Origin of the sequence: Pseudomonas sp. B111, from assembly GCF_026428275.1 — a bacterium.
Classification (GTDB): Bacteria; Pseudomonadota; Gammaproteobacteria; order Pseudomonadales; family Pseudomonadaceae; genus Pseudomonas; species Pseudomonas aeruginosa.
The window spans coordinates 4,372,672-4,395,159 of the sequence record NZ_CP097857.1 but is presented as its reverse complement, the minus strand read 5'-3'; the positions used below and the strand labels follow the sequence as shown (position 1 = coordinate 4,395,159).

General features: G+C 68.2%; 22 protein-coding genes. 15 read left to right on the top strand and 7 right to left on the bottom strand.

All coding sequences use genetic code 11. The features are described 5' to 3' along the window. Positions 1 to 2: 2 nt before the first annotated feature. Genes pssA through msrQ form a run of 3 tightly spaced genes read left to right on the top strand, consistent with a single transcriptional unit; the run spans position 3 to position 2,500 of the window. Positions 3 to 818 (top strand): CDP-diacylglycerol--serine O-phosphatidyltransferase, encoded by an 816-nt coding sequence (pssA, locus tag M6E97_RS20425; protein ID WP_003095061.1) that lies wholly within the window; start codon positions 3 to 5, stop codon positions 816 to 818. A gap of 60 nt (positions 819 to 878) precedes the next feature. After that, a complete protein-coding gene (gene msrP, locus M6E97_RS20420; RefSeq protein ID WP_034005302.1) occupies positions 879 to 1,892 on the top strand; it encodes a protein-methionine-sulfoxide reductase catalytic subunit MsrP in 1,014 nt (337 codons plus the stop codon). Beyond that, positions 1,892 to 2,500, top strand: a complete 609-nt coding sequence (gene msrQ / locus M6E97_RS20415) for a protein-methionine-sulfoxide reductase heme-binding subunit MsrQ (RefSeq protein ID WP_034005304.1) — start codon at positions 1,892 to 1,894, stop codon at positions 2,498 to 2,500. The genes msrP and msrQ overlap by 1 nt, the downstream gene beginning before the upstream one ends. A 447-nt stretch (positions 2,501 to 2,947) precedes the next feature. Here the strand turns inward: msrQ and dnaE2 are convergent, their stop codons facing one another. From dnaE2 to imuA, 3 genes are read right to left on the bottom strand one after another with little or no spacing between them, the layout of a single operon-like run. Then, entirely contained in the window at positions 2,948 to 6,043 is a 3,096-nt protein-coding gene (dnaE2, locus tag M6E97_RS20410; RefSeq protein ID WP_079385789.1) for an error-prone DNA polymerase, read from the bottom strand. Continuing rightward, entirely contained in the window at positions 6,019 to 7,434 is a 1,416-nt protein-coding gene (locus M6E97_RS20405) for a Y-family DNA polymerase (RefSeq protein ID WP_033939038.1), read from the bottom strand. Before M6E97_RS20405 ends, dnaE2 begins: the two co-directional genes overlap by 25 nt. Before the next feature lie 7 nt (positions 7,435 to 7,441). Beyond that, positions 7,442 to 8,047: a translesion DNA synthesis-associated protein ImuA gene (imuA, locus tag M6E97_RS20400; protein ID WP_031627677.1), complete on the bottom strand. Its 606-nt coding sequence runs from the start codon at positions 8,045 to 8,047 to the stop codon at positions 7,442 to 7,444. A 251-nt stretch (positions 8,048 to 8,298) separates the two neighbouring features. On the opposite strand from imuA, the gene pigA reads away from it, so the two are divergent. Then, positions 8,299 to 8,895: a biliverdin-producing heme oxygenase PigA gene (gene pigA, locus M6E97_RS20395; RefSeq protein ID WP_003160831.1), complete on the top strand. Its 597-nt coding sequence runs from the start codon at positions 8,299 to 8,301 to the stop codon at positions 8,893 to 8,895. A 117-nt stretch (positions 8,896 to 9,012) separates the two neighbouring features. Here pigA and M6E97_RS20390 read toward each other — a convergent pair whose 3' ends face one another. Then, positions 9,013 to 9,333, bottom strand: a complete 321-nt coding sequence (locus M6E97_RS20390; protein ID WP_003116538.1) for a hypothetical protein — start codon at positions 9,331 to 9,333, stop codon at positions 9,013 to 9,015. Between the two features lie 165 nt (positions 9,334 to 9,498). Here M6E97_RS20390 and vreA point away from each other — a divergent pair, with 165 nt between their 5' ends. The 3 genes from vreA to vreR all read left to right on the top strand — a co-directional run bounded on the left by vreA (position 9,499) and on the right by vreR (position 11,786). Then, complete coding sequence (gene vreA, locus M6E97_RS20385) at positions 9,499 to 10,215, top strand: TonB-dependent outer membrane receptor VreA (RefSeq protein ID WP_003120815.1); 717 nt, start codon at positions 9,499 to 9,501, stop codon at positions 10,213 to 10,215. Beyond that, the gene (gene vreI / locus M6E97_RS20380) at positions 10,212 to 10,757 is read left to right on the top strand and encodes an RNA polymerase sigma factor VreI (RefSeq protein ID WP_003085329.1); all 546 of its coding nucleotides are present in this window, start codon (positions 10,212 to 10,214) and stop codon (positions 10,755 to 10,757) included. The genes vreA and vreI overlap by 4 nt, the downstream gene beginning before the upstream one ends. Before the next feature lie 69 nt (positions 10,758 to 10,826). Further along, positions 10,827 to 11,786, top strand: a complete 960-nt coding sequence (gene vreR / locus M6E97_RS20375) for an anti-sigma factor VreR (protein ID WP_003106396.1) — start codon at positions 10,827 to 10,829, stop codon at positions 11,784 to 11,786. A 9-nt stretch (positions 11,787 to 11,795) separates the two neighbouring features. Here the strand turns inward: vreR and M6E97_RS20370 are convergent, their stop codons facing one another. Both M6E97_RS20370 and gspH read right to left on the bottom strand, forming a co-directional pair. Further along, positions 11,796 to 12,437 (bottom strand): PulJ/GspJ family protein, encoded by a 642-nt coding sequence (locus M6E97_RS20370; RefSeq protein WP_003085334.1) that lies wholly within the window; start codon positions 12,435 to 12,437, stop codon positions 11,796 to 11,798. Then, positions 12,421 to 12,870 (bottom strand): type II secretion system minor pseudopilin GspH, encoded by a 450-nt coding sequence (gspH, locus tag M6E97_RS20365; protein ID WP_003111910.1) that lies wholly within the window; start codon positions 12,868 to 12,870, stop codon positions 12,421 to 12,423. The genes M6E97_RS20370 and gspH overlap by 17 nt, the downstream gene beginning before the upstream one ends. A 147-nt stretch (positions 12,871 to 13,017) precedes the next feature. Here gspH and M6E97_RS20360 point away from each other — a divergent pair, with 147 nt between their 5' ends. Then, positions 13,018 to 13,449, top strand: a complete 432-nt coding sequence (locus tag M6E97_RS20360) for a type II secretion system protein N (protein WP_004364205.1) — start codon at positions 13,018 to 13,020, stop codon at positions 13,447 to 13,449. 2 nt (positions 13,450 to 13,451) lie between these two features. Here the strand turns inward: M6E97_RS20360 and gspI are convergent, their stop codons facing one another. Further along, positions 13,452 to 13,826, bottom strand: a complete 375-nt coding sequence (gspI, locus tag M6E97_RS20355) for a type II secretion system minor pseudopilin GspI (protein WP_003085347.1) — start codon at positions 13,824 to 13,826, stop codon at positions 13,452 to 13,454. 233 nt (positions 13,827 to 14,059) lie between these two features. Between gspI and gspG the strand changes: the two genes are divergently transcribed. Genes gspG through gspF form a run of 7 tightly spaced genes read left to right on the top strand, consistent with a single transcriptional unit; the run spans position 14,060 to position 22,298 of the window. Next, positions 14,060 to 14,509, top strand: coding sequence for a type II secretion system major pseudopilin GspG (gspG, locus tag M6E97_RS20350; RefSeq protein WP_003085349.1), 450 nt, complete (start codon positions 14,060 to 14,062; stop codon positions 14,507 to 14,509). Positions 14,510 to 14,516: 7 nt separating this feature from the next. Beyond that, positions 14,517 to 15,482, top strand: a complete 966-nt coding sequence (gspK, locus tag M6E97_RS20345) for a type II secretion system minor pseudopilin GspK (RefSeq protein ID WP_003085351.1) — start codon at positions 14,517 to 14,519, stop codon at positions 15,480 to 15,482. Beyond that, a complete protein-coding gene (gspL, locus tag M6E97_RS20340; protein ID WP_033939046.1) occupies positions 15,479 to 16,690 on the top strand; it encodes a type II secretion system protein GspL in 1,212 nt (403 codons plus the stop codon). Before gspK ends, gspL begins: the two co-directional genes overlap by 4 nt. After that, positions 16,677 to 17,270, top strand: a complete 594-nt coding sequence (locus tag M6E97_RS20335) for a type II secretion system protein M (RefSeq protein ID WP_003141147.1) — start codon at positions 16,677 to 16,679, stop codon at positions 17,268 to 17,270. Before gspL ends, M6E97_RS20335 begins: the two co-directional genes overlap by 14 nt. Then, positions 17,267 to 19,678, top strand: a complete 2,412-nt coding sequence (gene gspD / locus M6E97_RS20330; RefSeq protein ID WP_023088536.1) for a type II secretion system secretin GspD — start codon at positions 17,267 to 17,269, stop codon at positions 19,676 to 19,678. Before M6E97_RS20335 ends, gspD begins: the two co-directional genes overlap by 4 nt. Next, on the top strand, positions 19,675 to 21,084 hold the full coding sequence (gspE, locus tag M6E97_RS20325) for a type II secretion system ATPase GspE (protein ID WP_003120811.1): 1,410 nt from the start codon (positions 19,675 to 19,677) through the stop codon (positions 21,082 to 21,084). The genes gspD and gspE overlap by 4 nt, the downstream gene beginning before the upstream one ends. Continuing rightward, entirely contained in the window at positions 21,084 to 22,298 is a 1,215-nt protein-coding gene (gspF, locus tag M6E97_RS20320) for a type II secretion system inner membrane protein GspF (RefSeq protein WP_033939048.1), read from the top strand. The genes gspE and gspF overlap by 1 nt, the downstream gene beginning before the upstream one ends. Positions 22,299 to 22,488 lie beyond the last annotated feature (190 nt).

Sequence of the window (22,488 nt, the reverse complement as noted above, 5' to 3'; positions counted from 1 at the left end):
CCATGAGTGAACGTCCCGAGGAGCCGAACAAGGCCTCCGACGAAGAAAGCCTGCTGCCCATCGACGAACATATAGAAGAAGGGCACGACGCCGAAGGGCGGAAGGTTCGTCACCGCGGTATCTACCTGCTACCCAACCTGTTCACCACGGCGGCCCTGTTTTCCGGCTTCTACGCCATCATCAATGGCATGAGCGGCCAGTTCGCCAACGCCGCCATCGCTATCTTCGTGGCCATGGTCCTCGATGGACTGGACGGCCGCGTGGCTCGCCTGACCAACACCCAGAGCGCCTTCGGCGCCGAGTATGACTCGCTGTCCGACATGGTCGCCTTCGGTGTGGCGCCGGCGCTGGTCGCCTTCGAATGGGCGCTTGGCAGCCTCGGCAAGGTCGGCTGGATGGTCGCCTTCATCTACGTTGCGGGCGCCGCCCTGCGTCTGGCTCGTTTCAACACCCAGGTCGGCAAGGCCGACAAGCGCTATTTCATCGGCCTGGCCAGTCCGGCCGCCGCGGCGCTGGTGGCGGGCACGGTATGGGCGTTCAGCGATTTCGAGATCCAGGGCGCCAAGGTTGCCTTCCTCGTCGCCCTGCTGGTCGCCGCCGCCGGTGTGCTGATGGTCAGCAACATCAAGTACCACAGCTTCAAGGATCTCGACCTGCGCGGCCGGGTGCCGTTCGTGGCGATCCTTATCGTGGTGCTGGCCTTCGCCGTGGTCTTTACCGACCCGCCGCGCATCCTCCTGTTGCTGTTCCTTGCCTACGCGGCCTCCGGTCCTGTGCAATACCTGCTGCAGCTGCGTCGCCGGAAGCAGCCGAGCTGATGTAATTTCCAACGGGCTCCGTAGTCTACTGGCACAAAGCTGGTCATTGCGGAGCCCGTCATGCTGATCAAGATTCCCTCCCGTTCCGACTGTTCCGAGTCGGAAGTCATGTCCGAAACCCTCTATCTGTCCCGTCGGCGTCTGCTCGGTGCTTCCTTCGCCGGATTGGCGCTGGCCAGCGGCCTGCCGCGCCTGGGCTTTGCCGACGAACAGCGCTATGCCGGCGTCGAGCCGGTGCAGGCGCCGGGCTGGTTCGCCGAAAAGCTACCGCAGACCCGCTGGCAGGCGGTGGATGTCCAGGGGGAGGCGATCACGCCATTCAAGGACGCCACCCACTACAACAATTTCTACGAGTTCGGGCCGAACAAGGGCGACCCGTCGGAAAACGCCTCGGCCCTGAGGACCGAGCCCTGGTCGGTGGTGATCGACGGCGAGGTCGGCAAGCCGGGTACCTATGCCCTCGAGGATTTCGTCAAACCCTACCAACTGGAAGAGCGCATCTATCGGCTGCGCTGCGTGGAAGCCTGGTCGATGGTGATCCCTTGGCTGGGCTTTCCCCTGGCGGACCTGCTCAAGCGGGTCGAACCCAATGGGCAGGCGAAGTTCGTCCGTTTCGAAACCCTGCGGCGTCCGGAACAGATGGTCGGCCAACGCTCCGGTTTCTCGGTGATCGACTGGCCTTATATGGAAGGCTTGCGCATGGACGAGGCGATGCATCCCCTGGCAATTCTGGCGGTGGGCATGTACGGGCGGCTGTTGCCCAACCAGAATGGCGCGCCGTTGCGCCTGGTGGTGCCGTGGAAGTATGGCTTCAAGAGCATCAAGTCCATCGTGCGTATCAGTCTGGTCCGCGAGCAGCCGAAGACCACCTGGGAAAGCATTGCCGCCAACGAGTACGGGTTCTATGCCAACGTCAATCCGCAGGTCGACCACCCTCGGTGGTCCCAGGCCCGCGAGCGGCGCCTGCCCAGTGGGTTGTTCAGCCCCAATGTACGGGATACGCAGATGTTCAATGGCTACGGGAGCGAGGTCGCTTCCCTTTATAGCGGCATGGATCTGAGGAAGTACTACTGATGCGCTACTGGTATCTGCGCCTTGCGGTATTCCTGGGGGCGCTGGCGGTGCCGGCCTGGTGGTTCTACCAAGCCTGGATCTTTGCCCTCGGACCTGACCCGGGCAAGACCCTGGTCGATCGACTGGGGCTGGGCGCCTTGGTATTGCTGCTACTCACCCTGGCGATGACGCCACTGCAGAAGCTGAGCGGCTGGCCGGGCTGGATTGCCGTGCGTCGCCAGTTGGGGTTGTGGTGCTTCACCTATGTGCTGCTGCACATGAGCGCTTACTGCGTGTTCATCCTGGGGTTGGACTGGGGGCAGTTGGGCATCGAATTGAGCAAGCGTCCCTACATCATCGTGGGAATGCTTGGATTCGTCTGCCTGTTCCTGTTGGCGATTACTTCCAACCGCTTCGCCATGCGCAAGCTCGGTAGTCGCTGGAAGAAGCTGCATCGCCTAGTCTACCTGATCCTTGGGCTCGGCTTGCTGCACATGCTCTGGGTGGTGCGGGCAGACCTGGAGGAGTGGACCCTGTACGCTGTGGCTGGTGCGTCGCTCATGCTGCTGCGGCTACCCTCGATCGCTCGCCGCCTACCCAGGCTTCGAACTCGTCCCGGTGTTTCGTAATAAAAGTTCAAATAAGTGTTGACGCCAGTTTCTATCTCCCTATAATGCGCACCACTCCCGGCGACGACGAAGAGTAAATGCTTGAAAATCAAGGATTTACGGATTCTCTCCCAGGAGCGATGACCAGGGGTTTTGCTTTTGCGCGCGGAAAAAGGCGTGCTTCCTGTTCACCTTGCCGAACCCCTCCTGGCATGTCCTCTTTCGCGTCTAGCGTAGCGAGAGTCCGGGCGGATCCGCATGGCGCTGGCGCTCTTGCGTTCGCCGTACCGATCCCGATCCGCGAGTTAGAGCCTCGCTTCGAGGAGAAAGACAAAAGGTGGCTTCCGATGAAGGGAATCGCTTGATTTACTGTATGAATAAACAGTATCTTGAGCGCTCCCCCCTTCGTGGCCATCCCTGTTGGCCATCCCAAGGCAGCTCGTCTCTCGAGCTGCCTTTTTCTTTGTCTCAATGGAAATCCCGGCTGCGGACGTCCAGGCCGGTGAGTAGAGGGCTCAGGTCATGCAGGCGCCCGGCGATGACGTGGCGCACCTCGCCGGAGGACTCCAGGATGCCCTCCACCTGCAGCAGCCGGGACTCGAGGAATGGCCGCCTCTGCCGTTCGGCAAGGTCGTGTCGGACCACCACGTTGACCATGCCGAACTCGTCTTCCAGGGTGATGAAGGTGATGCCGCTGGCGGTCTGTGGGCGCTGCCGGCCGACCACCAGGCCGGCGACCCGTATCGGTCGCCCATGTCCCAGTTTCGCCAGTTCGCGGGAGTCGCGGCAGCGGCGGGCCTTGAGCTGTCCACGCAAGAGTTTCAGCGGATGCGGGCCGAGGGTGGTGCCGAGGAGAGCGTAATCGTTCAGCAGTTCCTCGCCGCGCGAAGGCAGTGGCAGGCTGACCGTGCTCTCTTCGATGACGGTCCCTTCGGCGAACAGCGGCAATTGCGGCTCGACGCTGGCGACGGCCCAGCGCGCCTTGTGCCGGTGTCCGGCGAGACCGCGCAGGGCGCCGGCATCGGCCAGCAACTCCAGGGCCCGGGCGTCGAGCCTGGCGCGTCGGCCGAGATCGTGCACGTCGAGGAACGGCTCGGCCTCCCGGACCTGCTCGATACGCCTGGCATCCTCCTCGCGAAAGCCTCGGATCATCCGCAGGCCAAGGCGTATGGCCGGTTGCGCCTGGCCGAACGGCTCCAGGCTGCAATCCCAACCGCTGTGGCGGACATCCACCGGGCGTGTCTGCAGGGCGTGGCGGCGGGCGTCCTGGAGCAACTGGTCGGGGCTGTAGAAGCCCATCGGCCAACTGTTGATCAAGGCGCAGGCGAAGGCCGCCGGCTCGTGACGTTTCAGCCAACTGCTGGCGTAGGTGAGCAGGGCGAAGCTGGCAGCGTGGGATTCAGGGAAACCGTAGCTGCCGAAGCCTTTGATCTGCTCGAAGATGCGCGCTGCGAAGTCGGCCTCGTAGCCGTTGGCGAGCATGCCCCGGGTCAGCCGCTCGCGGTGGTGTTCCAGGCCGCCATGACGCTTCCAGGCGGCCATCGAACGACGCAGTTCGTCCGCCTCGCCCGGCGTGTAGTCGGCGGCGACGATCGCCAGTTCCATGACCTGTTCCTGGAACAACGGGACGCCCAGGGTACGTTCGAAGACCTTCTCCAGTTCGGCCGATGGATAGGCCACCGGCTCTTCACCGTTTCGCCGGCGCAGGTAAGGATGCACCATGTCGCCCTGGATCGGCCCTGGCCGGACGATGGCGACCTGGATCACCAGGTCGTAGAACTTCTGCGGGCGCAGGCGTGGCAGCATGGCCATCTGTGCGCGCGATTCGATCTGGAACACACCGATGGTATCGGCGCGGCTGATCATTTCGTAGGTGGCCGGGTCTTCGCTCGGGATACTGGCGATGCTCAACCGCTTGCCGCCGCGCAGCGCGTGGATCAGGTCGAAGCTGCGGCGCAGGGCGCTGAGCATGCCCAGGGCGAGGACGTCGACCTTGAGCAGGCCGACCGCGTCGAGATCGTCCTTGTCCCACTGGATCACCGTGCGTTCGGCCATGCTGGCATTCTCCACCGGGACCAGGGTGTCCAATGGCTGCTCGGAGATGACGAAGCCGCCGGGGTGCTGCGAGAGGTGGCGCGGAAAACCGATCAACTCGCCGGTCAGGGCCAGCACCCGGCGCAGGATCGGACTCTGCGGATCGAAGCCGGCCTCTTCCAGGCGTTCGGCGCTGGGGGCCTGGTCGCTCCAGCGGCCGCAGCAGTTGGCCAGGACGTCGACCTGCTCGGGCGGCAGACCCAGGGCCTTGGCTACGTCGCGCACCGCGCCGGCGCCGTGGTAGGTGCTGACCACCGCGGTCAGCGCCGCGCGCTGGCGTCCGTAGCGTGTGAAAACGTACTGGATGACCTCCTCGCGGCGCTCGTGTTCGAAATCCACGTCGATGTCCGGTGGTTCGTTGCGCTCGCGGGAAAGGAAGCGCTCGAACAGCAGGTTGGTCCGGTCCGGGTCCAACTCAGTGATGCCGAGGGCGAAGCACACTGCTGAATTGGCCGCCGAGCCGCGGCCCTGGCAAAGGATTTCCCGGCCCCGGGCGAAGGCGACGATGTCCTGCACGGTGAGGAAATAGCTTTCATAGCCCAGTTCGGCGATCAGCTCGAGTTCTCTCTCGATCTGCTTGCGGACCTTGGCGCTCGCGCCGTTCGGCCAGCGCCTGGCGATGCCCTGTTCGGTGAGATGGCGGAGCCATGACGCCGGGTCGTGTCCGGCCGGTACCAATTCGCGTGGATACTGGTATTTCAGCTGTTCCAGATCGAACCGGCAGCGTTCGGCGATCTTCAGGGTTTCCGCCAGCAGGGCTTGCGGGTAGATACCCTGCAGGGCCTCCAGGGTACGCAGGTGGCGTTCCCCGTTGGGGAAGAGATAGGCGCCGGCCTCGCTGACCGGCAGATGGTTGCGGATCGCTGTCATGCAGTCCTGCAGGGCTCGCCTGCCGCGGGCGTGCATGTGGACGTCGCCGCAGGCCACGGGCGGTAACCGGAGATGCGAGGCGAGCGCGAGCAGTTTGTCCAGGCGGGCATCGTCATCGGCGCCGCGATGCAACTCGACGCCCAGCCAAAGGCGCTGGGGGAAGCGTTCGCGGAGCCAGGCAACCTGCTCGTCCTCATGGTCGTTCGGCAACCAGATCGCCAACAGGCCGGCGAGCGGCTGTTGCAGGTCTTCGCGCAGCAGCCGGTAGTGGCCCTTGTCGGCTTGTCGCCGGCCGCGGGTGATGAGGCGACAGAGGTTCTGGTAGCCCTCCAGGTCCTCCGCCAGGAGGACCAGCTTGGGCCCCTGTTCGAGGCGGATTTCGCTGCCGACGATCAGTTGTACCTGATGCTCCCGCGCCGCCTGCCAGGCCCGCACGATACCGGCCAGGCTGCATTCGTCGGTGATCGCCAGGGCCCGATAGCCCAGGCGCGCTGCACGGGCGAAGAGTTCCGCGGCGCTGGAGGCGCCGCGCTGGAAACTGAAGTTGGACAGGCAATGCAGTTCGGCGTAGGCGCTCATGCGAACCAGCCATGCAGCCACAGCGGCCCTTCGCTGCCGACCTCGCGATAGACCCAGGCACGTTGTCCGCTGCGGGTTTCCACCAGGTAATAGTCGCGGCGGATGTCTTCGCCATCCCACCAGCCCGACTCGATCCGCTCCGGGCCGGCCAGCACGGTGGGCAAGGCCTCGCTGAGGGGGCGAGGCTCCGCCAGCAGCCAGCCGGGGCGGAGGCCGCAGGCTGCCGGCGATTGCGCCCTGTCGCAGCTGTGCGGCCGCCAGCTTCGCTCCGGACGGTGTTCGGCGACGGCGCTCAGGCCCTGTACCGCCTCGTCGCCCAGCCGCGCGCGCAGGCGTTCCCGCAGCTGTTCCCAGCCGAGATACTGCTGTGGGCGCTCGTCGAACAGTTCGCGGTGCTGCGGCGTGAAAGGAGGCAGCTCGCGGGCCTCCAGGCGCACGGCATGCACGGGGGCGGGCAGTTGCAGCTGTTCGAGACGGCCGCGGGTCAGTTCGAAGAGCATGGCCGCCTCGCGTTCGGCGCTGAGCAGGCCGACCGTGACCTGGCTGTCGGCGCGCCCGTGATGCTCCAGATGCAGGGTGAAGCGCTGCACGCCGCTGTCGCGTCCGGCGAGAAAGGCGGCGAGATCGGCGCTCAGCCGTCGCAGGGGGAAGAGCAGGGCCTGGTGCGATTCCACGTCGAAATTGAGTTCGATGCGCAGGTCGAAGGTGTCCGGCGGCCGGTAGTGCTCCAGCGCCAGTGGGCTGCGGCCGCAGAGGCGGTCGATGTGCAACAGCAGTTCGGCCGGGAAGCGACGGGCCAGGGCGGCGCGCGGCAACTCGAGGACCTGGCGCAGATGGCGCAGTCCCATGCGTCCGAGGGCGACGGCCAGCTCCCGCGAGAGTCCCAGGCGGTCCAGCGGAAGGGCGGACAACTGGCGTTGCAGCGCTGTCTCGTCCTCGATGGCCAGGCCGTCGTGGCTGTTCGCCAGGACCCTCGCCGCCACCGGGTTCGGCGCCAGGCACAGGCGATGGCGGAAGCCCAGCGCCGTGAGTTCCTTGCGCAAGCGGGCCTCGAAGCGTGGCCAGGGGCCGAACAGGGCAAGGCTGGACTGCACTTCCAGCAGCAGCGCGCGCGGATAGTGCAGGCTGACCTGCGAGCTGAAACCGTAGGCCCAGGCGGCGAGGAAGGCCTGCCAGCGCTCCACGGCGGCGAGGTCGTATTCCGCCGTGGCGAAGTCCCGGCTCAGGGCCTGGGCGGCGATCAGCGATTGACCGGGCTTCAGGCCGAGCGCGCGTGCCGCTGGGTTGACCGCCTGCAACTGCCGGCGCTGCACTGGGCCGCCGAGCAGCGCCAGCGGTGCGTCGGGATTGCTCCGTTGACGCAGCGCGCTGTCCATGGCCAGTTGCGGCAGGAGAATGCAAGCCCAGAGCATGGCCGCCTCATTGCCAGGCGCTGGCTGGCAGGGCGGTCGCCGGCGCGAGGCCGCCCCGGCACTTGAGGATGCGCAGGCGTGGGGGGCGGGTTTCGATGCATAGGCGTAGCGCTGCCGGCGAAGGGTTGACCGCTTCGCGCAGGGGACGATAGGCGAAACCCAGGGCCTGACCGCTTTCGGCGGCAACCTGGAGGCGGCGCAGGGCGCGGTCGTCGGCCTGTTGCGGCCAACACAGCACAGCGGCGCAACTGCCCGAGCGCAGGCACTGTTCGGCAGCCCACAAGGCGTCGCGTCCGCTGGCCTGCAAGAGGACCAGGTGGCGCAGGTCGACCGCGGCGGCCAGCCAGGCCTGCGGATAGGGTACGTAGGGTGCGCCGACCAGTACGACGCGACGTTGCGCCTGGGTCAGGCGAGCGAGGGTCGGCATCAGTAGTTGCAGTTCGCCGACACCGTCGCGGGCATGGAGGATTTCGCTCAGGGCATGCTCCGGCCAACCGCCGCCGGGTAGCAGTGCGTCCAGGCGCGCATGCCCGGTGGGCAGGGAAGCGCCGGCCGGCACGGCGGACTGGCCTTTCCAGATCCTACGTGCGTCGAGCAGCGCACTCAGCGCTATGCCATTGCCTCGTCCGGCGACGGCTGCGGGTGGGGTGATGTCGGCTACGGATGAAAGGGAGGCCAAGGAAATAACTCGAATACTGTATGTAAATACAGTATTTGCTGTAGTCCTTTTCTGGTCAATGGCAGTCGGTCGGCATCCTTTCCTGTGACATTGAGATTCAATAACGAATATAATTGAGAATCGTTATTGATCCTGGGCAGGCTATGTCGGCCCAGTGCGTTCCGTCCCTCGAAAGGAATTCCCCTATGGATACCCTGGCCCCTGAATCCACTCGGCAAAACCTGCGTTCGCAACGCCTCAACCTGCTGACCAACGAGCCGCACCAGCGCCTGGAGAGCCTGGTGAAGAGCAAGGAACCCTTCGCCAGCCGGGACAATTTCGCCCGCTTCGTCGCCGCCCAGTACCTCTTCCAGCATGACCTGGAGCCGCTTTATCGCAACGAAGCGCTGGCCCGCCTGTTCCCCGGCCTGGCTTCCCGCGCCCGCGACGCCGCCGCTCGTGCAGACCTGGCGGACCTCGGCCATCCGGTGCCGGAGGGCGACCAGAGCGTGCGCGAGGCCGACCTGAGCCTGGCCGAGGCACTGGGCTGGCTGTTCGTTTCCGAAGGTTCGAAGCTGGGCGCTGCGTTCCTGTTCAAAAAAGCCGCCGCGCTCGAACTCGACGAGAACTTCGGCGCCCGCCATCTGGCCGAGCCGGAAGGCGGCCGCGCGCAAGGCTGGAAGAGCTTCGTGGCGATCCTCGACGGCATCGAGCTGAACGAGGAGGAAGAGCGCCTGGCCGCCAAGGGCGCCAGCGATGCCTTCAATCGTTTCGGCGACCTGCTGGAGCGTACCTTCGCCTGAGGGGCGTTCCTTGTCCTTTGATCGGCGGCCAACCTCGCCGACGACGATTGCCCCGGCCTGGTTGCCGGGGTTTTCTGTCTTGCGCCGCCGGCCAGGAGCGCGGACCTGCGGAGGTCCTTAGCGAGGCGGCCGCTGCGCTTCCACTGAGTTGCCGAACGAGGTGCCCAGGCGAATGCGCGTCGCCGATTGGTTGTACAGGCCGAGCTGGTTTGGCGGACGCCGGACGATGGCGGCGGAATCCAGCTCCTGTTCGCGGCGGGCCCTGGCCGCGCTGTCAGGATCGGCCATCTGCTGGCTCAGGCATTCATAGGACAAAGCCTGGTAGCCGTTGACCTCGGTGTTGATGCAGTTCGCCGGCGGCGTCGGCTCGTCGGCCAGGGTGGCGTTCATGGCCAGGCCCAGGATCAGGGCCGGCAGAACCTGCGATGAACGGTGCATGGCGATTCTCCCGCGCTGGGATGGTGGTTTCCCGCTTATACGGCAATCGGTGAAAACATGTCACCGCAGGTACCGTCACACCACAGTCACACAGTGCCATCAGGATGTCCCTCCTGGGTGATGGCCATCTGGCCTGAACCGGGTAGTTCGGACTGGAATCCGTTGATGTCGATCCTCGGGGTGGCAAGGTCGTGCGCAGTGTCGTTGCTCGGTCTCGGCATGCTGCTGCCGGCGTCCGGCGCCGTGCCGGGCGATGGCGGCAGGCCGCCGTTGCGCCTGGCGGTGCACGCGTTCGATATTCCTCCGCAGAGCCTGGCATCGGCGCTGGTGACCTACAGCGGGGTGACGGGAATGGCGGTTCTGGTGGATGGCGAACTGGCCCGTGGACGGCGCTCGGCCCGCTTGCAGGGGCGCTTCACCGCCAGCGACGCCCTGACCCGACTGCTCGGCGGAACCGGCCTGATGGCGCGCTACACCAGCCAGGAAGCGTTCACCCTGCTGCCGGCGCAGGCCGTCAGGAACGCTGCGCCGCTGCCGGCAGAGATGCCGAAGGTCGAGCAGCCGCTGGATCGGCGCTACGCGGGAGCGGTCCAGGCGGCGCTGGAAGAACAGTTGTGCCGCTCGCCGCGCACTCGTCCGGGTACCTATCGCGCGGTGCTGCAACTCTGGATCGGTCGCTTCGGCGAGGTTCGCCACAGTCGCCTGCTCGGTTCGACCGGCGACCCGCAGCGGGACAGCGCCCTGGTGGAAAGCCTGCGCGGCGTGCGGGTGATGCAGGCGACGCCCGCTACGCTGGCCCAGCCGCTGACCATCCTGTTGCTGCCGAAGACGACGGGCAAGGCCATGGAATGCAAGCTGACGGAGGGAGTGGGAGGGTCATGAGCGATTCGCGGCAAAGCGCGATGGTGAAGCTGTTCCTCGCCTCCTACGACGACTTCAAGGCGCGCCTGAAACGGCGCCTGGGCTCCGAGGACCTGGCGTGCGACGTGCTGCACGAAACCTACCTGAGAGTCGACCGGCTGGATGATGCCCTGGAGGTCAAGAAGCCCCAGGCCTACCTGTTCCGTATTGCCCTGAACATTGCCGCCGACCGCCGCGAGGGCGACGCCCGCCTGCTCACCGGGGAGGAGGTGGCGGAGCTGTTGCAGGTGGCCGACGAAGGCCTCGACCCGGAGCGCATCGTCGGCGGTCACGCCGAGATCCGTCGCCTGCTGGAGGCGCTCTGCGAACTGCCGGCGCGGCGTCGGCAGATTCTCATCGCCTCACGCCTGGAAGAGACGCCGCATGCGGAAATCTCCCGTCGCTTCGGCATTTCCACCCGCACCGTGGAGAAGGAACTCAAGGCCGCCCTGTGGTTCTGCGCGGAGCGCCTGGAAAGAAAAGTCATCCAGAGGTTCGGTCCCGGGGCCGGAAAACCGTCATAAGCATAAGCAGGTGGAAAACCGCCGCCATATCCATCCCATGAGCCATTCCGGTGTCCGTACAGCACAGTCATGACAGCCTCAGACTCCGCCGCCGATGAAACCGGCGACCTTCGCCACGAAGCGCACGCCTGGGTGATCAGCCTGACCTCCGGACGCGTCACCCAGGGCGACGCGCGGGCCTTCCGCCAGTGGTGTGCGCGCAGCCCGCAACACCTGCGAGCGTTCGTCGAGGCGCGCGATCTCTGGCAGGCACTCGGCAGTGCCGCCGCTCTGCCGCTGGAGCCGCCGGCCGTGGCGCAGATCGCGCCGAGGCGTTTCGGTCGTCGCTGGTTCGTCGGCGGTGCGCTGGCCGCCTCGGTGGCGTTGTTCGTCTTGCGCCCGTCGCTGCTCGACCATGGCCTGGGCGGCGCCGACTATGTCACGGCGGTCGGCGAGCAACGCCAGGTGCAGGTGAGCGGCGAGACGCGGATCGAGATGAACACCCGCACCCGCCTGAACGTGCGGCGCAATCAAGAGCAGCAGGAAACCATCGAACTGCTCGGCGGCGAGGCCGAGATCATCGCCAGCCACCCGCCGCAGAGCAGCCTGCGGGTGATGGCCGGGAGCGCCTGGCTGAGCGCCAGCCGGGCCCGCTTCAATGTGCGCAGCAGCGGTGACGTTTGCGTGGTGACTTGCCTGGAGGGCAGCGTGCGGCTCGAACACCTCGGTCAGCGCCTGGACCTCCAGGCCGGCCAGCAGCTGACCTTCGACGAGCGACGCAACGGTCCGCCGGTGCCTTTCGACGTTGCCGAGGTGATGGCCTGGCGCGAGCGCATGCTGGTGTTCAACGACGTACCGTTGGCCACGGTGATCGACGAAATCAACCGCTACCGTCCCGGCATGCTCCTGCTGCTGGACAAGGCCCTTGGCCGACGCCGGGTCCAGGCCCGTTTCAGCCTCGATCAACTGGCCGACGTGGCGACCCTGATCCGCGATGCCTATGGCATCGAGGTCACCCGCCTGCCGGGCGGGGTGGTGCTGCTCGGCTGAGCCACCGCTTCATTGCAGGGCCACCACCCGTCGATAGCGCTCCACGCCGTTGCGGGTGACCCGCGACAGGCTGATCTCCAGTCCGCTGGCGCGGACTTTGCTGCGTGCCGGCAGGCGCGTCCAGCCCTTTCCCGGCACCCAGGCACGGATCTCGAACCGACTCACGTCGTCCAGCACAGCCACCCGCTCCGCCAGCGGCGGCAACGGCAGGCGGTCGCCGCTGGGCGAGGCGGCGCGGTAGAGGATCTTGCCCTGTCGCCACCAGCGCACGCGCTGCAGCGGCGCGCCTGGCTCGGTACTGGCGCGGACGATGTCCAGGCGCAATGGAATCTCGCTCAGGCGCTTCAGTGCGAGTCCGGGCGGCAGGCTGTCGCCGGCCCGGATCGGCTCGTCGCCGATGGGCAGGCCGGTCTCCTCCCGGATGGCGCTGTGCAGGGCGATGTCGCGCTCCAGCTGGTTCAGCGCGCGCAGTAGCGCGGCGCCCTGCTCGGTGCTGTCCTCCAGGTGCGCGCTGGCCCGGGCGATGCTGTCCAGGCCGCGCCAGGCCATCAGGCTGACGATGGCCATGAGCATGATCGCGACCATCACCTCGATCAGGGTGAAGCCGGCTTGCCGGCGCCGCGTCGTCGCGCGTTCAGTGTACCCGGACATGGCCGTTCGCCTCGCGCAGCACGGTGACGCTGTGTTGGCCGTCGGAGAGCGTTATCCGCAACGGCGCGCCGATCCATTCGGCGTCCAGCAACACCGGTCGCGGCGGGCGCACGCTGACCCGCAGCGGCGCGGCCTGCCAGTCGCGCGCGCGCAATTCGGTGTCGGCGGCGAAGGCGTCGGTCTTGCCGCGATAGGCCTGCGGGCTGAAGCGATAGCCCTTGGCGCTGGGCTGCCAGAGGATCGGCGTACCGCGTACCCGCGCTTCGCCCTGGGCTATTTCCAGCAACCGCGCCAGGCGCGCGGCATCCTGGCGCAGCAGACCCGTCGGGTCGGGGCGGGCGCTCAGGCTGATGGCCGCCGTGGCGATGCCGACGATTACCAGCACCACCATCAGTTCGATCAGGGTGAAACCGCCTTGCCGGGGTCGCCTCACCGGATGCCGCTCCGCGAAGAGAGAGGCTTCCAGAGTGCCCGACGAAGATGATCGGCGTGTGAAACATAACGGAGAGAATTCTGCGCTAGGCTGGTGCCGGGGCGCCGTTCGTGGCGCCCGTCGCCCATACGCCAGGAGAGCCCCGCCATGCCGGCCATGCCCCGTATCGATCCGCCCCGCCTGGTCCAGTTCGCCGCCGTGCTGGCGATCCTCGCCGGCCTGCTGTTCTGGGGCTATCTGTTGCTGGCGCCGATTCCCGGCGTGGTCCAGGCCGAGGTCGCCGCCGTTCCGCCGCCCAGCGGCGAGGACGCCGCTCAACGCTGGTTCGCGGCGCCTTCCGGTGAGGTCGAGGTGCAACTGGCGGGATTGATCAGCGGTGGTCCCGCGGCGATCGCCATCCTCTCGGTGAACGGCGCGCCGGCCCAGGCCTATCGCGAGGGCGAGGTCCTGGCACGTGCGGCGAAGGTGCGGCGGATCGAGGCCGACGCGGTGCTCATCGAGCAGAACGGCGAGGTTCGCCGGGTGGCCATGCAGCGGCTCGCCGAACCGCCGCCGCTGGCTACCCTCAAGCGCGGTTGAGATCACCGGGAGCGGCTCAGCAGGGTGTTCAGGCGCGCCAGCGGCACCGCCTGTTCGCGCTGCGTGCGCACACGGATTTCCACCCACAGTAGCGCGGGGTCGTCGGTGGCCTCGACGCGTTGTTCGCAGTACAACCGCAGGCGGCCCTGGGAGCATTCGAAATCGCTGTTTCCCGGAGCCGCGCCGACGCCCAGGCGTAGCTCGGCGAGCCGGCTCTCCGCTGCCAGCAGGGCCAGCGACTTGTCGCGCAACAGACCATTGCCGTCGGTCATCAGGCCCACCGCGCGGATCGCCGCGGCCAGGGCGATGGCGACGATGGCCAGCGCGACCAGCACTTCGATCAGGGTGAAACCGCGGGAAGACAGGCGCGTGGACATCGCGGGAAGGTCGGCGAAAGGGGACCTCCAGGCTAGCCGGGAAATCTGACCGATCCCTGACAAAAGCTCGGGAGGGCGCTCCCGCGAGCCATCCCCGGCGCCTGCCGGAAAGCCCGGCTCCAGGGCTTTGCGGGCGCCGCCGGAAGAGCGGCGCACCCGAGGATTTTCAATATCGTTGACATATCTTCCTGAAACAATCCGCGGCGAATCGAACCATGCCGAGGAGTGTCGAGATGGATGTCGTGCAGTTCAGCTCCAGCCCGAAAGGACATCGGGGACAGCGGGGCTTCACCCTGATCGAGATCATGGTGGTGGTGGTGATCCTCGGCATCCTCGCCGCGATGGTGGTGCCCAAGGTGCTCGACCGTCCCGACCAGGCCCGTGCCACCGCGGCGCGCCAGGACATCTCCGGGCTGATGCAGGCGCTCAAGCTCTACCGCCTCGACCAGGGCCGCTATCCGAGCCAGGCGCAGGGCTTGAAGGTGCTCGCGGAGCGTCCTGCCGATGCCTCGGCGAGCAACTGGCGCTCGTACCTGGAGCGCCTGCCCAACGACCCCTGGGGCAAGCCCTACCAGTACCTGAATCCCGGCGTAAACGGCGAGATCGACGTGTTCTCCCTCGGCGCCGACGGGCAGCCGGGCGGCGAGGGCATCAACGCCGACATCGGCTCCTGGCAGCTCTGAGCGCGCCATGAACGGTCATCGCCAGCGCGGCATGGCGATCATCAGCGCGCTGCTGATCGTCACCGTGGTCGCGGTCATAGCCGCCGGCCTGATCGCCCGCCAGAGCGCATTCATCCGCGCCCTGGAAAGCGAGCAGCTACGCATCCAGGCCGGCTGGATGCTGCGCGGCGGCCTGGAATGGAGCCGCCAGTTGCTGCTCGAGGACAGCCGCCGCGACCCGCTGACCCGCCTCGACCAGCGCTGGGCGCAACCGATGCGTGGCTTGCGTCTGAGCAGCGCCGAATTGCCGTTCAACGGCCAACTGGAAGACGAGCAGGGCAAGTTCAACCTGCGCAACCTGTTGGTCGACCAGCGCCCCGATCTCCAGGAGCGAGCGAACTTCGAACGCCTCGCCGGTCTGCTCGGCGTGCGCCCGAAGGAGACGCGGCTGATCGTCGAGCGGGTACTCGATTCCTATGCACGGCTGCCCGCCGAAGCGCCGCCGGCCGAGACGCAACCCGCAGGCTTCGACAGCGGCCGCGAGACTTCGCCGGGCGCCGTGTTGCGTGCGCTTCCGGCGCGCATGCCGGCGCTCAGGCGTCTCGACGACCTGGCCCGGCTGGGCATTCCGCCGGCGACCCTGGAGCGCCTGCGGCCCTACGTCACCATCCTGCCCGAAACCACCTGGATCAACGGCAACACCGCGCGCGCCGAAGTGCTCGCCGCCTGTGTCCCCGGCCTCGGGCTGGACCAGGCGCGGCGGGTGCTCGGCGAGCGCGACCGGGGCCGCTGGTTCCTCAATCGCGGCGACTTCGTCAACCGCCTGAACATGCCGCAATTGCAGGCGCAGTCGGTGAAGGTCGGGATCACCAGCGACTGGTTCCTGCTCACCGCCTATGCTCGGCGCGACCGGCAAGAGGTGCGCCTGCAAGCCCTGGTGCAGCGCAAGGCCGGTGAAAGCACGGCGGTCAACTGGGTGAGGGTGGGCTCATGAAAGCCACCTGGCGTTGCCTGCTGCCGCCGCTGAGCGAGTTCGCCGAGGCGGCGCCGCTGCATTGCCTGCGCCTGGATGCGCGCGGCGCGGTGCAGGAACGAATCGAGGCCTCGCTCGCGGAACTGGCGCGGCGACGCCAGGGGTTGCCGGTGGCGCTGTTCCTGCATCCGCGCGATTGCCGCCTGGTCAGTCTCGAACTGCCGGCGCTGCCTGCGGCGAAGCTCGCCGCCGCGGTGAACTGCGCGGCCGAGGCGCTGGTCCTCGGCGATCCGGCGCAGCTACGCCTGGCCCACGGCCCGCGCGGCGCCGACGGGCGCCTGACCTTGGGGTGGCTGGAGGCGTCGGCGCTGGCCTCGCTGGAGCAGGCCGTACAGCGGCTGCGGCTCGACGTGCGGGAGGTGCAGGCCGCGCCGTTCCTCCTGCCGTTGCGCGATGACGCTTGGGTGGCCGGCGAGTGGGACGGCCATCTGCTGTTGCGCCGCTCGCTGAGCGACGCTGTGGTCCATCCCTTGCCGGAGCAGGGCCTCGCTGAGGTCCCGCAGGAGTTGCGGCTGTTCTGGCTGGGCGAGCGTCCGGCGTGGCGCTCCGCAGCCCTGGAGCGGGCCGAGGCGCTGGACGAAGCGCTGCGCTGGAGCGGGCCCGCCAGTCCGTGGGGATTGGCGCTGAAAGCGCCGGCGACGAGCGCCGGCAACGGCACCTGGAAGATGCCCCTGGTCTGCGCAGCCCTGGCCTTGCTGGTGTGGGTCGCCGGCCTGAACCTGTACGCCGGGCAACTGGCCGGGCAGGGCCAGTCCTTGCAACGGCAGAGCAGTCAACGCGTGCAGCAGGCCTTCCCGGAACTGCCGGTGGTGCTCGATCCGTTGCGCCAGGCTCGCGAGCGACGCGACGCCTATCTGGCCGGCAAGGCCGATGGCGATGCCGTACCGGGGCTGGCCGCGCTGCTGCATGGCGCCGGCGAGGCGATGCCGTTCCTCGCCGGACGCCTGCAACGACTGGACTACCACGCCGGCGAACTGGACCTGGAGCTGCTGCCGGGACCGCCAGGCGGCGATGCCGCTGCCTGGCAGGGCGAGTTGGGCAAGCACGGGTTGCAGGCCGATGCCTCCGACAAGGGCTGGCAGGTGCGCGCCATGGAAGCGCCGCCAGCGCCGGCCGCTGGCGCGGCAGACAGTGGCACTGCCGAGGCGGCTGCCGATGAAGATGAATAAGCGCCTGGCGGGCCTGCTGAATACCCCGGCGCAGCGCTGGAGTCCCCTGCTGCTGCGGCTGCAGGCCTACTGGCGGCAACTGGCGCCGCGCGAGCGCAAGATTCTCGCCGGCGGTGGCCTGGCGCTATGCCTGGCGCTGACCTGGCAAGTGTTCATCGATCCGCCGCTGGCGCGGATCGAGCATTGGCAAGCCGAGCTGCCGCGCCTGCGTGCGCAGGCCGCGGCGGTGGACGGCGTGTTGCGCGAGGTCGAGGCGTTGCGCGGTCCGACCCTGAGCGGTACGGCGGACGCCGAGGCGATCCGTCGCAGCCTGCGCGATCAGGGACTCGACGGTTTCCAACTGGACGCCCCGCAACCGGGCCAATGGCAACTGGACTTCGCCAGCGTGTCCGGCGAGGCCTTGCTGCGCTGGCTGGCGCGCAGCCCGGCGGCGTTGCGCCTGAGCGTCAGCGAGGCGCAGGTGACGCGTCTCGACGCTCCTTCCGAGGAGCGCTCCGGCTCTTCGAACGAGCTGTCCGGCGGGCTGGTGTCCGCCTCGATCCATTTGCAGTCGACTTCCGCTCCCAAGGATTCCCCATGAGGCAATCAGCTTTCCACCATGCCCGGCGTCGTTGGCCTGTACTGGGCGTGGCGCTGGGCGCGCTACTGGTCGCGGCGTGTAGCGAGACGCCGAAGGTCCCCGGCGTGCCCCCGGCCGACGAGGAAGTCGGTCGGCCGCTGAGCAGTGTCCGCTCCGGTGCGCCGTTGCGCAGCGCCGACGTCCGCGAGCGGCCCCAGGCCGAGCAGGCCCGCCGCGCGCTGAGTGCCGGACGCGGCGTGGCGCGCTCCGGTGGCGTGGCTCCGGTCTCAGCGACAGCGGCCGAACTCGGCGAGCAGCCGGTCAGCCTGAATTTCGTCGATACCGAGGTGGAAGCGGTGGTGCGCGCGCTGTCGCGCGCCACCGGCCGGCAGTTCCTGGTCGATCCGCGGGTGAAGGGCAAGCTGACCCTGGTTTCCGAAGGCCAGGTGCCGGCGCGCACCGCCTACCGCATGCTCACCAGCGCCCTGCGCATGCAGGGCTTCAGCGTGGTCGACGTCGACGGGGTCAGCCAGGTGGTGCCGGAGGCCGACGCCAAGCTGCTCGGCGGGCCGGTCTACGGCGCCGACCGGCCGGCGGCCAACGGCATGGTCACGCGGACCTTCCGCCTGCGCTACGAGAACGCGGTGAACCTGATCCCGGTGCTGCGCCCGATCGTCGCGCAGAACAACCCGATCAATGCCTATCCGGGGAACAACACCGTGGTGGTCACCGACTACGCGGAAAACCTCGACCGGGTCGCCGGGATCATCGCCAGCATCGACATCCCCAGCGCCAGCGACACCGACGTGGTGCCGATCCAGAACGGTATCGCGGTGGACATCGCCAGCACCGTCTCCGAACTGCTCGACAGCCAGGGCAGCGGCGGCGCCGAGCAGGGCCAGAAGACCGTGGTGCTCGCCGACCCACGCTCCAACAGCATCGTGATCCGCTCGCCGAGCCCCGAGCGCACGCAATTGGCGCGCGACCTGATCGGCAAGCTGGACAGCGTGCAAAGCAATCCCGGCAACCTCCATGTGGTCTACTTGCGCAACGCCCAGGCGACCCGCCTGGCCCAGGCCCTGCGCGGGCTGATCACCGGCGACAGCGGCGGCGAGGGCAACGAGGGCGACCAGCAGCGCGCGCGCCTGAGCGGCGGCGGCATGCTCGGTGGCGGCAACAGCGGTACTGGTAGCCAGGGCCTGGGGAGCAGCGGCAATACCACGGGCAGCGGTTCCAGCGGGTTGGGCGGCAGCAACCGCAGCGGCGGCGCCTATGGTGCGATGGGCAGCGGCCAGGGCGGCGCCGGACCCGGTGCGATGGGCGAGGAGAACTCGGCGTTCTCCGCCGGCGGGGTCACCGTACAGGCCGACGCCACCACCAACACCCTGCTGATTTCCGCACCCGAGCCGTTGTACCGCAACCTCCGCGAAGTCATCGACCTGCTCGACCAGCGCCGCGCCCAGGTGGTGATCGAAAGCCTGATCGTCGAGGTCAGCGAAGACGACTCCAGCGAGTTCGGCATCCAGTGGCAGGCCGGCAACCTCGGCGGCAACGGCGTGTTCGGCGGGGTCAACTTCGGCCAGTCGGCGCTGAACACGGCCGGCAAGAACACCATCGACGTGTTGCCCAAGGGGCTCAACATCGGCCTGGTGGATGGCACCGTGGACATCCCCGGGATCGGCAAGATCCTCGACCTCAAGGTGCTCGCCCGGGCGCTGAAGAGCCGCGGCGGCACCAACGTCCTGTCGACCCCGAACCTGCTGACCCTGGACAACGAGTCGGCGAGCATCATGGTCGGCCAGACCATACCCTTCGTCAGCGGCCAGTACGTCACCGACGGCGGCGGTACCAGCAACAACCCGTTCCAGACCATCCAGCGCGAGGACGTCGGCCTGAAGCTGAACATCCGTCCGCAGATCTCCGAGGGAGGAACGGTCAAGCTCGACGTCTACCAGGAGGTCAGCAGCGTCGACGAGCGCGCCAGCACCGCCGCCGGGGTGGTCACCAACAAGCGCGCGATCGATACCAGCATCCTCCTCGACGACGGCCAGATCATGGTCCTCGGCGGCCTGTTGCAGGACAACGTGCAGGACAACACCGACGGCGTTCCCGGACTCTCCAGCCTCCCCGGCGTCGGCTCGCTGTTCCGCTACCAGAAGCGCTCGCGGACCAAGACCAACCTGATGGTCTTCCTGCGTCCCTACATCGTCCGCGATGCCGCCGCCGGGCGCAGCATCACCCTCAACCGCTACGACTTCATCCGCCGCGCCCAGCAGCGCGTGCAGCCGCGCCACGACTGGAGCGTCGGCGACATGCAGGCTCCGGTGCTGCCGCCGGCGCAGCAGGGCATCCCGCAGGCCGCCTACGACTTGCGCCCGAGCCCGCGGCCGCTGCGCGCGGTACCGCTGGGCGAGGCGCCGCCCCTATGAGCCTGCTGCCCTACGCCTGGGCCAAGGCGCAGCGCGCCTTGCTGCGGCCGGGCGAGCATGGCGCGACCCTGCTGGTCAGCCCGCGCACGCCCGGCTGGGCGATCAGCGAGGTGCGCCAGCGGCATGCGTTGGCCAGCCTGGAGAGCGTCCGCGACGACGAACTCGACACCCTGCTGGCCAGCGCCTACTCCGATACCGGCAGCGCCGCGGCGGTGGTCGGCGCGGCGGAGAGCGAGGTCGACCTCGACCGCCTGATGGACGATATCCCCGAGGTCACCGATCTGCTCGACACCCAGGATGGCGCGCCGGTGATCCGCATGATCAACGCGCTGCTGACCCAGGCGGCGCGCGACGAGGCCAGCGACATCCACATCGAGCCCTTCGAGACCCATTCGGTGGTGCGCTACCGCGTCGACGGCGCCCTGCGCGACGTGGTCGCGCCGCGCAAGGCGCTGCACGCGGCACTGGTGTCGCGGATCAAGATCATGGCGCAGCTGGATATCGCCGAGAAACGCCTGCCCCAGGATGGCCGCATCGCCTTGCGGGTAGCCGGGCGGCCGATCGACATTCGCGTCTCCACCGTGCCCACCGGCCACGGCGAACGGGTGGTGATGCGCCTGCTCGACAAGCAGGCCGGGCGCCTGAGGCTGGAGACCCTGGGCATGGCTCCCGGCGTGCTGGCGCCGCTGGACAACCTGATCCGCCAGCCGCACGGCATCGTGCTGGTCACCGGGCCCACCGGCAGCGGCAAGACCACCACCCTCTACGCCGCCCTGGCGCGGCTCGACGCCAGCACCAGCAACATCCTCACCGTCGAAGACCCGGTGGAGTACGACCTGCCGGGGATCAGCCAGATCCAGGTCAACGCGCGCATCGACATGACCTTCGCCGTAGCCCTGCGGGCGATCCTCCGGCAGGACCCGGACATCATCATGATCGGCGAGATCCGCGACCTGGAGACCGCGCAGATCGCCGTGCAGGCCTCGCTCACCGGGCACCTGGTGCTGGCCACGCTGCACACCAACGACGCGGTGTCGGCGGTGACCCGGCTGGTGGACATGGGCGTCGAGCCGTTCCTGCTCGCCTCGTCGATGCTTGGCGTACTCGCCCAGCGCCTGGTGCGGCGCCTGTGCACGCATTGCCGGGTCGAAGAGGACGGCGGCTGGCGCGCGGTCGGCTGCCCTGCCTGCAACCAGACCGGCTACAGCGGGCGCACCGGCATCCACGAGCTGTTCGTGATCGACGACGAGATCCGCCGCCTGGTCCACCAGGGTCGCGCCGAGCAGGATCTCCGCGAAGCCGCCCGCGCCGCCGGCATGCGCAGCATGCGCGAGGACGGCGAGCGCTGGATCGCCAGCGGCTCCACCACCCTAGAGGAAATCCTCCGCGTGACCCGGGACGCCTGATGCAGACCTTCCGCTACGAAGCCGCCGACGCCCAGGGCCGGATCGAGACCGGCACCCTGGAGGCGGACAGCCAGCGTGGCGCCCTCGGCCAACTGCGCGCCCGCGGCCTGACCCCGCTGGAGGTCCGCGAGCAGGCTGGCGGCGGGACCGGGCAAGGGGCGGGTGCGCTGTTCGCCCCGCGCCTGTCCGACGGCGACCTGGCCTGGGCCACCCGCCAGCTGGCCAGCCTGCTGGCCGCCAGCCTGCCGCTGGAGGCGGCGCTGAGCGCCACCCTCGACCAGGCCGAGCGCAAGCACATCGCCCAGACCCTGAGCGCCGTGCGCAGCGACGTGCGCGGCGGCATGCGCCTGGCCGACGCCCTTGCCGCACGGCCGCGGGACTTCCCGGAAATCTACCGGGCGTTGGTGGCGGCGGGCGAGGAGTCCGGCGACCTGGCCCAGGTGATGGAGCGCCTGGCCGACTACATCGAGGAACGCAACGCCCTGCGCGGCAAGATCCTCACCGCGTTCATCTACCCGGCGGTGGTCGGCGTGGTCTCCATCGGCATCGTCATCTTCCTCCTCGGCTACGTGGTGCCGCAGGTGGTCAGCGCCTTCTCCCAGGCGCGCCAGGACCTGCCGGCGCTGACCCGGGCGATGCTCCAGGCCAGCGACTTCGTGCGCGCCTGGGGGGGGCTCTGCGCCGGCGCCATCGGCGGCGCTTACTGGGGCTGGCGCTTGTACCTGCGCGACCCGCAGGCGCGGCTCGGCTGGCACCGGCGAGTGCTGCGCCTGCCTCTGCTCGGACGCTTCGTGCTCGGGGTGAATACCGCGCGCTTCGCCTCCACCCTGGCGATCCTCGGCAGCGCTGGCGTACCGCTGCTGCGCGCGCTCGATGCGGCGCGCCAGACGCTGGCCAACGACTGCCTCGCGCAGGCGGTGGAGGAGGCCACCGCGCAGGTTCGCGAAGGTGTCTCGCTGGCCTCGGCGCTGCGCACGCGGCAGGTGTTCCCGCCGATCCTCACCCACCTGATCGCCAGCGGCGAGAAGACCGGTGCGCTGCCGCCGATGCTCGACCGCGCGGCGCAGACCTTGTCGCGCGACATCGAGCGCCGCGCCATGGGCATGACCGCGTTGCTCGAGCCGCTGATGATCGTGGTCATGGGCGGGGTGGTGCTGACCATCGTGATGGCGGTGCTGATGCCGATCATCGAGATGAACCAGCTGGTCCAGTAGTCCGTACCTGAACAAGCCCTTCCCGTGCTGGGCGGTTAACCGCTCGCGGCTATCCGCCGTGGGGATGGGGCGTCTCAGCGGTCTTCCGAAGAGAGGTATCGGCGGATAACGCCGCTGGCGTAATCCGCCCTACGGGAGGGGCTTGTGCAAGCTGGCCTTCCTCTCGCTGTCATCAACCCGTGTGGCCCCT

Bases quoted from the DNA above. Each gene is read 5' to 3' on its own strand.
- pssA (WP_003095061.1), top strand. From the start codon at position 3: ATGAGTGAACGTCCCGAGGAGCCGAACAAGGCCTCCGACGAAGAAAGC.
- msrP (WP_034005302.1), top strand. From the start codon at position 879: ATGCTGATCAAGATTCCCTCCCGTTCCGACTGTTCCGAGTCGGAAGTC.
- msrQ (WP_034005304.1), top strand. From the start codon at position 1,892: ATGCGCTACTGGTATCTGCGCCTTGCGGTATTCCTGGGGGCGCTGGCG.
- M6E97_RS20405 (WP_033939038.1), bottom strand. From the start codon at position 7,434: ATGCTCTGGGCTTGCATTCTCCTGCCGCAACTGGCCATGGACAGCGCG.
- pigA (WP_003160831.1), top strand. From the start codon at position 8,299: ATGGATACCCTGGCCCCTGAATCCACTCGGCAAAACCTGCGTTCGCAA.
- M6E97_RS20390 (WP_003116538.1), bottom strand. From the start codon at position 9,333: ATGCACCGTTCATCGCAGGTTCTGCCGGCCCTGATCCTGGGCCTGGCC.
- vreA (WP_003120815.1), top strand. From the start codon at position 9,499: ATGTCGATCCTCGGGGTGGCAAGGTCGTGCGCAGTGTCGTTGCTCGGT.
- vreI (WP_003085329.1), top strand. From the start codon at position 10,212: ATGAGCGATTCGCGGCAAAGCGCGATGGTGAAGCTGTTCCTCGCCTCC.
- vreR (WP_003106396.1), top strand. From the start codon at position 10,827: ATGACAGCCTCAGACTCCGCCGCCGATGAAACCGGCGACCTTCGCCAC.
- M6E97_RS20370 (WP_003085334.1), bottom strand. From the start codon at position 12,437: ATGTCCGGGTACACTGAACGCGCGACGACGCGGCGCCGGCAAGCCGGC.
- M6E97_RS20360 (WP_004364205.1), top strand. From the start codon at position 13,018: ATGCCGGCCATGCCCCGTATCGATCCGCCCCGCCTGGTCCAGTTCGCC.
- gspI (WP_003085347.1), bottom strand. From the start codon at position 13,826: ATGTCCACGCGCCTGTCTTCCCGCGGTTTCACCCTGATCGAAGTGCTG.
- gspG (WP_003085349.1), top strand. From the start codon at position 14,060: ATGGATGTCGTGCAGTTCAGCTCCAGCCCGAAAGGACATCGGGGACAG.
- gspK (WP_003085351.1), top strand. From the start codon at position 14,517: ATGAACGGTCATCGCCAGCGCGGCATGGCGATCATCAGCGCGCTGCTG.
- gspL (WP_033939046.1), top strand. From the start codon at position 15,479: ATGAAAGCCACCTGGCGTTGCCTGCTGCCGCCGCTGAGCGAGTTCGCC.
- M6E97_RS20335 (WP_003141147.1), top strand. From the start codon at position 16,677: ATGAAGATGAATAAGCGCCTGGCGGGCCTGCTGAATACCCCGGCGCAG.
- gspD (WP_023088536.1), top strand. From the start codon at position 17,267: ATGAGGCAATCAGCTTTCCACCATGCCCGGCGTCGTTGGCCTGTACTG.
- gspE (WP_003120811.1), top strand. From the start codon at position 19,675: ATGAGCCTGCTGCCCTACGCCTGGGCCAAGGCGCAGCGCGCCTTGCTG.
- gspF (WP_033939048.1), top strand. From the start codon at position 21,084: ATGCAGACCTTCCGCTACGAAGCCGCCGACGCCCAGGGCCGGATCGAG.